The sequence below is a fragment of the Cellulosimicrobium cellulans genome (assembly GCF_006539945.1).
Taxonomy (GTDB): domain Bacteria; phylum Actinomycetota; class Actinomycetes; order Actinomycetales; family Cellulomonadaceae; genus Cellulosimicrobium; species Cellulosimicrobium cellulans.
The window spans coordinates 85,529-97,825 of the sequence record NZ_BJNZ01000009.1; the positions used below are offsets into that span (position 1 = coordinate 85,529).

At 68.8% G+C, this 12,297-nt stretch carries 11 protein-coding genes and 1 pseudogene; 9 read left to right on the forward strand and 3 right to left on the reverse strand.

The window, feature by feature from the left end:
• Positions 1-42: 42 nt before the first annotated feature.
• From nrdI to CCE02nite_RS20990, 5 genes and pseudogenes are all read left to right on the forward strand, one after another.
• A complete protein-coding gene (gene nrdI / locus CCE02nite_RS09160; protein ID WP_141389339.1) occupies positions 43-474 on the forward strand; it encodes a class Ib ribonucleoside-diphosphate reductase assembly flavoprotein NrdI in 432 nt (143 codons plus the stop codon).
• 2 nt (positions 475-476) lie between these two features.
• A complete protein-coding gene (nrdE, locus tag CCE02nite_RS09165) occupies positions 477-2,633 on the forward strand; it encodes a class 1b ribonucleoside-diphosphate reductase subunit alpha (protein ID WP_218027073.1) in 2,157 nt (718 codons plus the stop codon).
• Between the two features lie 138 nt (positions 2,634-2,771).
• A complete protein-coding gene (gene nrdF / locus CCE02nite_RS09170; RefSeq protein ID WP_087469502.1) occupies positions 2,772-3,752 on the forward strand; it encodes a class 1b ribonucleoside-diphosphate reductase subunit beta in 981 nt (326 codons plus the stop codon).
• Positions 3,753-4,115: 363 nt separating this feature from the next.
• Positions 4,116-4,409, forward strand: a complete 294-nt coding sequence (locus tag CCE02nite_RS21325) for a hypothetical protein (protein WP_503826122.1) — start codon at positions 4,116-4,118, stop codon at positions 4,407-4,409.
• Positions 4,410-4,716: 307 nt separating this feature from the next.
• Positions 4,717-5,227: pseudogene (locus CCE02nite_RS20990) on the forward strand (integrase core domain-containing protein); the annotation flags it as partial.
• Here CCE02nite_RS20990 and CCE02nite_RS09180 read toward each other — a convergent pair.
• Positions 5,224-6,111: a hypothetical protein gene (locus CCE02nite_RS09180; protein WP_218027072.1), complete on the reverse strand. Its 888-nt coding sequence runs from the start codon at positions 6,109-6,111 to the stop codon at positions 5,224-5,226. The pseudogene CCE02nite_RS20990 and the gene CCE02nite_RS09180 sit on opposite strands and share 4 nt — an antisense overlap.
• A gap of 297 nt (positions 6,112-6,408) precedes the next feature.
• Here CCE02nite_RS09180 and CCE02nite_RS09185 point away from each other — a divergent pair, with 297 nt between their 5' ends.
• Both CCE02nite_RS09185 and CCE02nite_RS09190 read left to right on the forward strand, forming a co-directional pair.
• Complete coding sequence (locus CCE02nite_RS09185) at positions 6,409-7,557, forward strand: hypothetical protein (protein WP_141389342.1); 1,149 nt, start codon at positions 6,409-6,411, stop codon at positions 7,555-7,557.
• 549 nt (positions 7,558-8,106) lie between these two features.
• Positions 8,107-9,069, forward strand: coding sequence for a fructosamine kinase family protein (locus CCE02nite_RS09190; RefSeq protein ID WP_255318751.1), 963 nt, complete (start codon positions 8,107-8,109; stop codon positions 9,067-9,069).
• Between the two features lie 18 nt (positions 9,070-9,087).
• On the opposite strand, the gene CCE02nite_RS09195 is transcribed toward CCE02nite_RS09190, so the two are convergent.
• Both CCE02nite_RS09195 and CCE02nite_RS09200 read right to left on the reverse strand, forming a co-directional pair.
• Positions 9,088-9,648, reverse strand: a complete 561-nt coding sequence (locus tag CCE02nite_RS09195) for a phosphoribosyltransferase (protein WP_141389343.1) — start codon at positions 9,646-9,648, stop codon at positions 9,088-9,090.
• A 155-nt stretch (positions 9,649-9,803) separates the two neighbouring features.
• A complete protein-coding gene (locus tag CCE02nite_RS09200; protein WP_141389344.1) occupies positions 9,804-10,787 on the reverse strand; it encodes an FKBP-type peptidyl-prolyl cis-trans isomerase in 984 nt (327 codons plus the stop codon).
• A gap of 249 nt (positions 10,788-11,036) precedes the next feature.
• Here CCE02nite_RS09200 and CCE02nite_RS09205 point away from each other — a divergent pair, with 249 nt between their 5' ends.
• Both CCE02nite_RS09205 and CCE02nite_RS09210 read left to right on the forward strand, forming a co-directional pair.
• Positions 11,037-11,342: an Rv1322 family protein gene (locus CCE02nite_RS09205; protein ID WP_047232918.1), complete on the forward strand. Its 306-nt coding sequence runs from the start codon at positions 11,037-11,039 to the stop codon at positions 11,340-11,342.
• Between the two features lie 32 nt (positions 11,343-11,374).
• The gene (locus CCE02nite_RS09210; RefSeq protein WP_255318752.1) at positions 11,375-12,232 is read left to right on the forward strand and encodes an alpha/beta hydrolase; all 858 of its coding nucleotides are present in this window, start codon (positions 11,375-11,377) and stop codon (positions 12,230-12,232) included.
• Positions 12,233-12,297: the final 65 nt, after the last annotated feature.

A 12,297-nucleotide genomic window follows, 5' to 3' on the forward strand; every position in this document is an offset into this window, starting at 1 on the left:
TACGGAAGCAGGCGGAGCAGGGCAGGACGGAGGTGCGTCCCCGTGGGGTCGCTCGTGTACTTCTCCAGCGTCAGCGAGAACACGCACCGGTTCGTCCAGCGGCTCGACCTGCCGTCCCTCGGCATGGACGTGCGGCGCATCCCGCTGCGTCCGACCGAGGGCTTCCTGCGCGTCGAGGAGCCGTACGTGCTCATGGTCCCGACCTACGGGGGCGGCAACGAGGGTGGTGCCGTCCCGCGCCAGGTCGTGAAGTTCCTCAACGACGCGCACAACCGGTCGTTGATCCGTGGCGTCATCGCCGCGGGCAACACCAACTTCGGCGAGGCCTACTGCATCGCCGGCGACATCATCTCCGCGAAGTGCCAGGTGCCCTACCTGTACGCCTTCGAACTCCTGGGAACAGCCGAGGACGCCGCGCGCGTCCGCGACGGATTGGGACGATTTTGGCAACGACAGTCACGGATTCCGGCGTGAGCGTGGCAGGTGGCGGCACGGTCGCCCAGGTGCCCCTGGCGGGGAGCGCTCAGCTCGACTTCCACGCGCTCAACGCGATGCTGAACCTCTACGGCCCGAACGGCGAGATCCAGTTCGACAAGGACCGCGAGGCGGCGCGCGCGTACTTCCTGCAGCACGTCAACCAGAACACCGTCTTCTTCCACGACCTGCAGGAGAAGCTCGACTACCTGGTCGAGAACAAGTACTACGACCCGGCCGTGCTGGCGAAGTACGACCGCGCGTTCGTCAAGTCGCTGTTCGAGTTCGCGTACGCCAAGAAGTTCCGGTTCGAGACGTTCCTCGGCGCGTTCAAGTACTACACGTCGTACACGCTCAAGACGTTCGACGGGAAGCGGTACCTGGAGCGCTTCGAGGACCGTGTGTGCATGGTCGCGCTCGGCCTCGCGGACGGCAACGAGCAGGCCGCGCTCGACATCGTCGAGGAGGTCATCTCGGGCCGCTTCCAGCCCGCGACCCCCACGTTCCTCAACGTCGGCAAGGCGCAGCGCGGCGAGCCCGTGTCCTGCTTCCTGCTGCGCATCGAGGACAACATGGAGTCCATCGCGCGCGGCATCAACTCCGCGCTGCAGCTCTCCAAGCGCGGCGGCGGCGTGGCGCTCCTGCTCTCGAACATCCGCGAGCACGGCGCGCCCATCAAGCACATCGAGAACCAGTCGTCGGGCGTCATCCCCGTGATGAAGCTGCTCGAGGACTCGTTCTCCTACGCGAACCAGCTCGGCGCGCGCCAGGGGGCCGGCGCCGTCTACCTGCACGCGCACCACCCGGACATCCTGCGGTTCCTCGACACCAAGCGCGAGAACGCGGACGAGAAGATCCGCATCAAGACGCTGTCGCTGGGCGTCGTGATCCCGGACATCACGTTCGAGCTCGCCAAGAAGAACGAGGACATGTACCTCTTCTCGCCGTACGACGTCGAGCGTGTCTACGGCAAGCCGTTCGCCGACATCTCGGTCACCGAGAAGTACGACGAGATGGTCGACGACTCGCGCATCCGCAAGACGAAGATCAAGGCGCGCGACTTCTTCCAGACGATCGCCGAGCTCCAGTTCGAGTCCGGCTACCCGTACATCATGTTCGAGGACACGGTGAACAAGGCGAACCCGATCAAGGGCCGCATCACCCACTCGAACCTGTGCTCGGAGATCCTCCAGGTCTCGACGCCGTCGACGTTCAACGAGGACCTCTCGTACGACCACGTCGGCCGCGACATCTCCTGCAACCTCGGCTCGCTGAACATCGCCAAGACGATGGACTCGCCCGACTTCGCCAAGACGATCGACACCGCGATCCGCGCGCTCACCGCGGTCTCGGACCAGACGAGCATCGAGTCGGTGCCGTCGATCAAGCGCGCGAACGAGGCGGGCCACGCGATCGGCCTCGGCCAGATGAACCTCCACGGCTACCTCGCGCGCGAGCGGATCCACTACGGGTCCACCGAGGGTGTCGACTTCACCAACATCTACTTCTACACGGTCGCCTACCACGCGATCGCGGCGTCGAACCGCCTCGCGATCGAGCGCGGTCGCGCGTTCGGCGGCTTCGAGGACTCGAAGTACGCGTCGGGGGAGTACTTCGACAAGTACACGGACCAGGTGTGGGAGCCGGAGACCGAGCGCGTGCGCCAGCTCTTCGCCGACGCCGGCGTGCACGTGCCGACGCAGGACGACTGGAAGGCCCTCAAGGCCTCGGTCATGGAGCACGGGATCTACAACCAGAACCTCCAGGCCGTCCCGCCGACGGGCTCGATCTCCTACATCAACAACTCGACGTCCTCCATCCACCCGGTGCCGTCGAAGATCGAGATCCGCAAGGAGGGCAAGATCGGGCGCGTCTACTACCCGGCGCCCTACCTGACGAACGACAACCTCGAGTACTACGAGGACGCGTACGAGATCGGCTACGAGAAGATCATCGACACGTACGCCGCCGCGACGCAGCACGTCGACCAGGGCCTGAGCCTCACGCTGTTCTTCAAGGACACGGTCACGACGCGCGACGTCAACCGCGCGCAGATCTACGCGTGGCGCAAGGGCATCAAGACGCTCTACTACATCCGCCTCCGCCAGATGGCCCTGGAGGGCACGGAGGTGGAGGGCTGCGTCAGCTGCATGCTGTAGTCGCCTGAGGCAACTATCGGTTGCCTCGATGCCCGGTGTCGTCGGCCACCCTTCCGGAGAGGCGTGGCCGACGGCGCAGGGTCCGGTCCCACGAAGTCGTCCCGGCCGGTCCGGGGTCAGCAGGAGAGAAGAAGGCAGATGTCGCCCACGGGGAAGCTCAAGCTCATCGATCGCGTGAGCGCGATCAACTGGAACCGTCTCGAGGACGAGAAGGACCTCGAGGTGTGGGACCGCCTCGTCGGGAACTTCTGGCTGCCGGAGAAGGTGCCGGTGTCGAACGACATCCAGTCGTGGCACACGCTCACCGCGCAGGAGCAGCAGCTCACGATGCGGGTGTTCACCGGTCTGACGCTGCTCGACACGATCCAGGGCACGGTCGGCGCCGTCTCGCTCATCCCTGACGCGATCACGCCGCACGAGGAGGCGGTGTACACCAACATCGCGTTCATGGAGTCGGTGCACGCGAAGAGCTACTCGTCGATCTTCTCGACGCTGTGCTCGACGCGCGAGATCGACGACGCGTTCCGCTGGTCGGAGGAGAACCCGAACCTCCAGCGCAAGGCCGAGATCGTCATGGAGTACTACAAGGGCGACTCGCCGCTCAAGCGCAAGGTCGCGAGCACTCTGCTCGAGTCCTTCCTCTTCTACTCCGGCTTCTACCTGCCGATGTACTGGTCGTCGCGCGCCAAGCTGACGAACACGGCCGACCTCATCCGCCTCATCATCCGCGACGAGGCCGTGCACGGGTACTACATCGGCTACAAGTTCCAGAAGGGCCTCGAGAAGCTCTCCCCGGAGGAGCGCGACGAGCTCAAGGCGTACACGTTCGAGCTGCTCTTCGAGCTGTACGACAACGAGGTGCAGTACACGGAGGACCTCTACGACGGCGTCGGGCTCACCGAGGACGTCAAGAAGTTCCTGCGGTACAACGCGAACAAGGCGCTCATGAACCTCGGTTACGAGGCGCTCTTCCCCAAGGACGAGACCGACGTCAACCCGGCGATCCTCTCGGCGCTGTCGCCGAACGCCGACGAGAACCACGACTTCTTCTCCGGGTCCGGCTCGTCGTACGTCATCGGCAAGGCCGTCAACACCGAGGACGACGACTGGGACTTCTGAGACCTCCCTCAGACCCGGTGGCCCGTGGCGGCTGACCAGAGGCCCGGAACCGCAGAATCTGCGGTTCCGGGCCTCTTTGCGTGCCGACCCGGACAGGCAGAGGAGGTCGGAGATGAGCACAACTGGCCGTTCGGTGGGGCACGCAGATGGCACGCGCACACCTTTGAGATGGCGACCGAGGCGGACGGCGGCCGGAATCTGGTCCCGGCGTGCCTCGAGGGTCGTGCCCAGCCGTGCCACAAGTACTGGTGCTGACGGTCCGAGATCCGCGAGATTCCGCCGATCTCAGGTGGCGTCGCACATCGACGGAGTGCCAGGCAACGGAGTGGCACGGGGTGCGGATCGGACCCGCGGGAGGAACCGATGAGGGGCAAGAAGAGCCGGGAGGCGTGGGGGCGGCTCCGGAAGCTGTCGTCCGGTCGCTGGCAGTCCCGATACCTCGGTCCGGACGGCAGGGAGTACACGGCGCGGACCGAGGACGACCGGGCATTGACCTTTCAGACGAAGACGGGCGCGCGCGCATGGCTAGCCGCGACGCGAGAATCTACGTCCGACAGTGGGTGCCCCCCGCGGCGATGGCCGAACGTCGCCGCGCGGAGGCGATCGCCGAAGCCGCGCGAGCGGTTGTCTTCCGCGAGTACGCCGAGCGCTGGCTAACAAAGGTGCGGGAGGAGCCCAACCGCAGGGGAAGATGTGGTCCGCGGGGACGGTGCGCATGTACCGGAGCAAGGTCGAGGGCTACCTCGTTCCGGAGTTCGGAGACACCCCGGTGCGCTCGATCGACGTGGACCGGATCCGGAGATGTCAGCACGGCTGGACAGGAGTCCGGCGGAGACGAACAGGGAGGCGACCCACAACGGCGTCACGAGGCCGGTGCTGATGGTCCTGATGATGATCCTGCGCCAGGCCGCCAGGGATGGGGTCATCCCGGCGACACCGGAGGTCAGCATCGCCAAGCAGAGGCATCCACGACGGCGGCGGCTGACGCGCGCACGGCCGCTCTGAAAGGTCCGCGGGCACGGGATCGGCTACGACTACGTCCATATGGCGATCGACGACCACTCCCGGCTCGCGTACGCCGAGATCCACCCCGACGAGAAGGGCACCACCTGCGCCGGGTTCCTGACCCGGGCCGCCGCGTTCTACGCCACCCACAGCATCGCCATCGAACGCGTTTTAGCGACAACGTGAAGAACTACCGACAGTCCCACGCGTTCCGCGACGCTGCGGCCGACCTCGGGATCCGACTGAAGTTCATCAAGCCGCACTGCCCTTGGACCAACGGCAAGGCCGAAGGCTTCAACCGCACCCTGGCCGCAGAATGGGTCTACGCACGCCCCTACACCTCCAACCAGGACCGAGCCCAGGCATTGCCGATCTGGCTGGACCGGTACAACCTGGAACGTCCCCACACCGGCATCGGCGGGCTACACCCCATCGACCGCGTGAACAACGTCCCGGGTCAGTACAGCTAGGCCAGCCGGTTGCTCTGGGTGAGCAGGAAGGTGATCAGGTTCGCCGCTCGGGTGTACAGGTAGTCCCGGGCACCAGCGGGGACTTGTGACGTCCGAGTTTCATGGTGGCGGATGCTAAAGGTATTTCCAATTTCTGTGAGCACGTTCATTTCCGCCTCTGCCACATTGCGCAGTTTAGGATCGCCAATGTGCGCCAAGAGTTCCTGAAGGCTCTTTTTCTTATCTCCGCCGGGAATGTCGATCGTCTTCAGTCGCTCGAAGGCATCCCAGAGTCGTTCAAGTCCCAGCCGGCGCTGATCGTACTTCCGGGACGTGTAGAGCCTGCGTGACTCGAGGATCAGGCCGTCGAGATCGTCGTCTCCTGTGGCGGGACGTAGGTCAGAGATCGCCTGCCGCAGAACCGGCGTCCCTACCCGCTGGACGGTACCGTCGCTGGTGAGTTCGAAGGTCGTGCCCCCACGAGCGAGGATCAGGTTCACCTCCTCTCGGAACAACCTCGGCCCGTCCTCGGTGGTGAAGATCAGCTCGTGGTGACCGTAGAACTCGTGCCACCTTCCGCTTTCGGGGCGAGCAATCCGACGGGCGGCGTACTCGACCAGGTCCAGCACCTGCTCGTCGGTGGGATCGCTGCTCGTCGTCTGCGGCCACTCAAGTCCAGGGATCAACGCCCGCAGTTCCTTGCCGAGCTTGGCTGCGGCGGTGCCCGCGACGCCCTGTCCGTCCGGACACGCCAGTGGGAACCGATGGGCGAACCAGTTCTGGTCGATCTTCGCCTCCACCAGGTTGACCAACCCTGTGGAGGTCTCTGGCGGCAGGGCGTCCGCCGTCCGTGGGGTCGGTCCGCTGACGCGGTCGCTGAAGAAATGCGGGGTGTCCAAAGTCACCGCACTAGTGTGATGTGCCACAACCCTTTGCGCTACGTAGTTCCTGCTTGTGTGGCCCTCCGATTCCGACACCCATGGCCACCGGTGCGCACCTGTCCCCCGAGACGGTGGCCAGCGAATCACGCTGTCTCTCAGGTCGCGTGCGTAGTGGATGGCGTCGCCGCCACCATCCGATGACTCCAGCTACAGTCGCGGAGATGCTCGAGGTGGAGGAGTTGGACATGGGCCATAGGGTGCGTCCATGCCGATCATGCAGGTCAACGCCGCCCACACGCCTCAACAGGGCCGGAGTTCCGCATGAGGGGGATCAACGGCAGGTTTCGTCAGCGCATCGAGCAAGCACACCGGTCGGGGACCATGCGGATCGCCGCGCCCGCGCTGGTTTCGCTCCTGGGCTGCGGCGCCGGCGGCTACCTCGGGTGGGCCTTGGCGTTCAACCTGAACACCTACCGGCCCAACGTGGGCGAGTGGTGGTCAGTCTTTTTCATCGCGTTCACCGGGATGATGTTTGTCCCGGTCGTGATCGCAGCCCGGAGGACCGTCGCGCCCAGGTTCGCGGTCTCGTGGTTCGTGGTCGCTGCCGCAGCGACTTATCTGTGGACGTCGAACACCTTTGACTACGACGTCCGCCTGCTGGCGGACCCCGCGGAGTTCGGAGTGTTCGTCGTCGACACCCCCGAGTACGCCGACGCGCTCACCGATGTGCGGCTGACCGTCTCCGATTCCGACGCGCTCCTCGAAGTGGATGCCGAGCCGAGCTCGTCACCGCTGTTCATCATTGTCGCGCCGACTCCGCCCGAGTACGGCTGCATCGAGTACGGCACGTTCGAGGGGTCTGTGGCGTACGGGTGTACAGCCCCTGCCACCATCCAGTTCGAGAACGCGGTGTCGTACGAGTGGTCCGGCGCCGCCCTGGAGGCTGGCGGGGTGTCGATCACCACCAACGACACCGAGATGATCGGAGAGCTCCCTGTCGCTGCCGTCCCAGTCGACGTCACATTCCAGACTCATTCGTCGTTCGACGACGTCCGCATCTTCAACCGCCCGTTCCTCGGCGTCGCTGCGGTAAACCAGTACAACGTCACGTTCCCGGCCGATGCCCAGACGATCGCCGACGACAGTTGGACCGCCATGGTCGAGTACCGGCACCCTCGCGGCACCGCTCTGCTGTCGATCGCGCGGGATCTAAGCCTGATCCTGCTGGGCGGAGCTGTCTCTCTCTTCCTGATCCCGGAGGTGCGGATCAGAGAACGGAAGCCGTTGCCGGCCACGAGTGAGCCGCCCTCGTCCGTCGCCCCGGCCGATCCGAGCAGCGTCCAGTCTTCCGAGGCAGAGCCCCATAGCGAGGAACAGCCGCCACGGCGCCCGAGAGCCGCCTGGGTCGGCGCACTGGCAGTCGTTGTTGTGCTCGTCGCGCTGCGGCAGCGTCGAGGCCTTGCCCTCTGACCTCATTGCCTGGCATCGTCTTGCCCCCCGCCGCCGGGGCTGTGCCCGTGGCGGGCTTGCTGCCCGGCAGCACGACGCTCTTCGCGCCTGGGCCCCGCGCCAGCAACACCGATCGGCCGCCGGCGCCAGCGCGTCCCATGCCGCCCGGCACAGGACTGTCTCGGCTGCTGGTGAGTCGTCTCGGAGCGGACCGACCACCTCGACATCGAGGCTGGGCACGAACGCAATATCGCTAGGCGAGATCGAGACCCTCCGGGCGCGGTCGGGCCCCGGGCACCGCCGGGGGAGTGGCCTGTGGCGCGTATGGTTCGGCCCCGTCCGCTGCGCTCGGCGCGGCCCGCTTCGCTTGCGCCACACCTTCCCGGCATGGAACTCGAAGTCCTTTTCACAGAGTGACCCAGTAGCCTAATTGAGCACGGTACGGGCCTGCGTGGGCTGAACTTTCGTTCCCAGCATGGGCGTATCTACGAGTGGCACGCAGCTGGCACGACGTCATCGGACCACTGCAGAATCCACGGAACTCCGCGCCTCTCAGCTCTTCTGGCAAAGATGGGACTTCTGACCGTCGCCAACCCCCGCGCCGAGGGCCCGAACCTGCAGGAACCGCGGGTCCGGGCCTTCGACGTCTGGCATAGTCCCGCCATGGGCATGCTCAGGGAGCGGCTGCGCGCCGCGGGCCTCGACGACGTGACCTCCGTCGAGCCGGTGAGCGGTGGGCTTGCCGCCACGGCCGGGCTGGCCCGGCGGGCCGTCGGCGAGCCGTTGTTCGTCAAGGCGTTCGACGAGGACGCGCCGGGCGACGACGTCTTCAGCGTCGAGGCCGAGGGCCTGGCTGCGCTGCGCGCCGCCGGCGTCGAGACCCCGGAGGTCGTCCACGCGGGCGCCGACCTGCTGGTGCTGTCGACGCTCGCTCCGCGGCCCTCGACCCCGGTCTTCTGGGAGCGGCTCGCCCGCTCGCTGGCGCACCTGCACACCACGACGCGGAGCGACCGCTTCGGGTGGCACCAGGACGGCTGGCTCGGCCGCCGTCGGCAGGTGAACACCTGGACGGAGGACGGCTTCGAGTTCTTCGCGGAGCACCGGCTGCTGCGCTGGCTCGACGAACCCCGGGTCCACGCCGCGCTCGACGCCGCGGACCGGGCAGCGCTCGAGCGCCTGTGCGCGCGGCTCCCGGAGGTGCTGCCGGGAGGACCGGCCTGCCTGACGCACGGCGACCTGTGGGCGTCGAACGTCATGGCGACCGTCGACGGCCACCCGGCGCTGATCGACCCCGCCGTCTCCTACACGTGGGCGGAGGTGGACCTCGCCCACGTGTGGACGACCGCGCCCCCGCCCGAGGCCGGTGCCTTCTTCGGGCTCTACGCGGAGCTCACGGGCCTCGACGACGACTGGCGCGCGCGCCTGCCCGTCGTCCAGCTCCGGCAGCACCTCGCCGTCATCGCGCAGTTCGACCCCGACTGGGGCGCGGCGGACGCCGTCCGCGCGACGCTGGCCCCCTTCCGGGCGCGCTGACCGACGACGGCCGTCGGCTCAGTCGTTCGGGCGGGACCGTGCGCCCTCGACGGGCGGGTCGGCCGACCACGGGAACGTGATCCAGAGGTCGGTGTCCTTCCACCAGTAGTCCGGCTGGATGATCGTGCGCGGCTTGGTGTAGAGCACCGCCGACCGCGCCTCGGCGCCGTGGGTGCTCAGCATCTCCATGACCAGGGCGAGCGTGCGGCCCGAGTCCGCGACGTCGTCGACCACGAGCACGTGCGCGCCCGGCAGGTCGGAGGTGTCCATGAGCGGCGGGAGCACGCGCGGGTCGGTGAGGGTCTGGCCGATGTCGGTGTAGAACTCGACGTTGAGCGTCCCGACGCCCTTGGTCCCCAGCGCGTACGCGACCGCGCCGCCGGGCAGGAGGCCGCCGCGCGCGACGGCGACGACGACCTCGGGGCGGAACCCGCTCGCGACGACCTGCTCGGCGAGCTCGCGCGCGGCGACGCCGAAGGTCTCCCACGTGAGCACCTCGCGCTCGGGCGGGACGGCGGTGCTCGCCGACGGCGCGTCGTCGGGCACGGAGGGGACCGGGGTCGTGGAGGCGTCCGTCATGGGTCGAGAGTACGTCGCGCGACACGCGGCCTCTGCCGGTCCAGGTCCCGGCGGTCCGGGACACACGGCCCGGACCCGCGACCCGTACCGACGCGACGAGGGCCGCACCCCGGCGGGATGCGGCCCTCGTCGTGCTGTGCCGGCTCGGTGCCGGATCAGTACGCCGCGAGGATGTCCACGACGAAGACGAGCGTCTCGCCCGCCAGCTCGTGCGTGTTCTCGTCGCTCTTCTCGCCGTACCCGAGCGACGCCGGGATGACGAGGAGCACCTGGCTCCCGACGGTCTGGCCGGACAGGCCCTGGGTCCAGCCGGCGACGACGCCGCTCAGCGGGAAGGTCGACGGCTCACCGCGGTCCCACGACGAGTCGAACTGCTCGCCGTCGAGCTTCCAGCCGGTGTAGTGCGCGATGACGGTCTGGTCCTCGGTGACCTCGGGGCCGGTGCCCTTGATGAGCGGCTGCACGACCAGCTCGGTCGGCGCGGTGTAGCCCTCGGGGATCTCGATCGACGGCTTGCCCGAGTCGTCGAGCGTGACGACGGGCAGGCCCTCGGCAGGCGTCACGGCCTCGCCCTCGGCGCGGTCCGGGACGTCCGCGGGGTCGGGAGCGACCGGGGCGTCCTTGACGGCCGTGACCTCGCCGACGGTGAGGATCGCCGTGCCGTCCTGACCGGGCGCGGCGAACAGGAAGCGGGTCCCGACCTTCTTGCCCACGAGCACCTCGATGAGCTGCGGGTACACGCTGTCGTCGAGCGGGACCGACTGCGCCGAGTCGTCCTCCCAGGTCGACCCCACCTTGGAGCCGTCCGCGCCGGAGTACGCCGCCTGGTGCAGCGTGACCTCCTGGCCCTTGGCGATCTCGTCGCCGTCGCCGTCGTCCAGCGAGATCGCGGCCGCGCCCGACACCTCGAACGGCGTCTCGAACTCCACGGTGGGCTCGGCGCCCGGGTCGCCGGTGACCGTCACGGCCTCGAGCGCCGCGACGTCCTCGGGCGCCGACGTCGCGGCGTCCGCGCTGTCGGACTCGGACGGGCTCGGCGACGTCTCGTCGCCGGACCCGCCCTCCGACGAGCAGCCGGAGAGGACGAGGGCGGCGCCCAGGGTGAGCGCGGCGACGCCGCGCAGGGTGCGGTGCTTCACGAGGGGGGTCCTTCGGGTCGGTGGGACGGCGCGGGGCCGTCGGGTCTGGGCCGCACCCCGCAGGACGGCGGTCGTCGGCGTCCCGGGTCGGGGCCGCCTCGCGTCCGCACGCCGGGTGCAGCACCGGCGCGGACACTCTAGCGGTCCTGCCTGGGCACCCGCTGGGAGCCTCCGGCCCGGCGGCTGCGCCGGACCGTCGTCCCGCCCGTCGGCAGCCCCCGCGCGCGGCGCCCGGGGGAGAATGGGCGCATGCCGTCCCGTCGACCGTCCCGCAAGCGACCCTGGGGAGCGGAGCCCGCGCCCCTCGACCTGGACCGTGCCCTCGGCGGCGCGCGGCGCGAGTCCGGGGCCGACGGCGAGTGGCAGGTCCGGACCGTGCGCGGCGGGTCCAAGACGTACCTGTGCCCGGGGTGCAACCAGGAGATCCCGCCCGGGACGGGCCACGTCGTGGCGTGGCAGGAGGACTCGTTCTTCGGCGCCGAGACGGCGCTCGACCACCGCCGGCACTGGCACACGTCGTGCTGGCAGGCGCGTGGGCGCCGTCGCCCGCGGTAGTGGTCCGCGTGGACAAACTAGGCTCGACCCTGATGAGCACCGCACCCGATCCCACGCCCGCCGGAGCCGACGCACCGGCCGGTCCGACCCCCATCCGGTCCCTGACGGTCCTGCCCGCACGGCGCGAGGACGTCGAGCTGCACACGGCGGACGGGCTGACGCTCGTCGGCGAGCTCGCGCTCCCCGCGGACCGCGACCCTGCCGCGACCCTCGTGACCCTGCACCCGCTGCCGACGCACGGCGGCTACATGGACTCGCACGTGTACCGGAAGGCGGCGTGGCGCCTGCCTGCCCTGGCGGACCTCGCGGTGCTGCGGTTCAACACGCGCGGGACGTCGTCGCCGCGCGGGACGAGCGAGGGGACGTTCGACGGCGGCGACGCCGAGCGCTTCGACGTCGCCGCGGCCATCGAGCTCGCGGAGTTCCGCGATCTCCCGCACCGCTGGCTCGTCGGGTGGTCGTTCGGGACGGAGCTCGCGCTCAAGCACGGGACCGACCCGGCCGTGGAGGGCGCGATCCTGCTGTCGCCGCCGCTGCACCGCGCGACGGACGAGGACCTCGACCGGTGGGACGCGTTCGGCAAGCCGCTCGTGGTGCTCGTGCCCGAGCTCGACGACTACCTGCGCCCCGACGAGGCGCGGCGACGCTTCGCGCGCGTGCGCAACGCCGAGGTGATCGGCGTCGACGGCGCCAAGCACCTGTGGGTGGGGGAGCCGTCCGTGCGGCGTGTGCTCGACGAGATCGTCGGCCACGTCCGGCCCGGGTTCCCGCTGCCGCTGCCGACCGAATGGTCCGGCGACGGGACCGGGGCCGTGACGGCCGAGCGCGACACCGCCGACTCCGACCAGGCGAGCTACGACGCGAGCCGGTCGGACGGCGTCGACGACTGACACCCCGGCGGGACGGGCGAAGCCGTGGCACGGTGGGACGAGACCGGACGACGACCGAGGCGCGA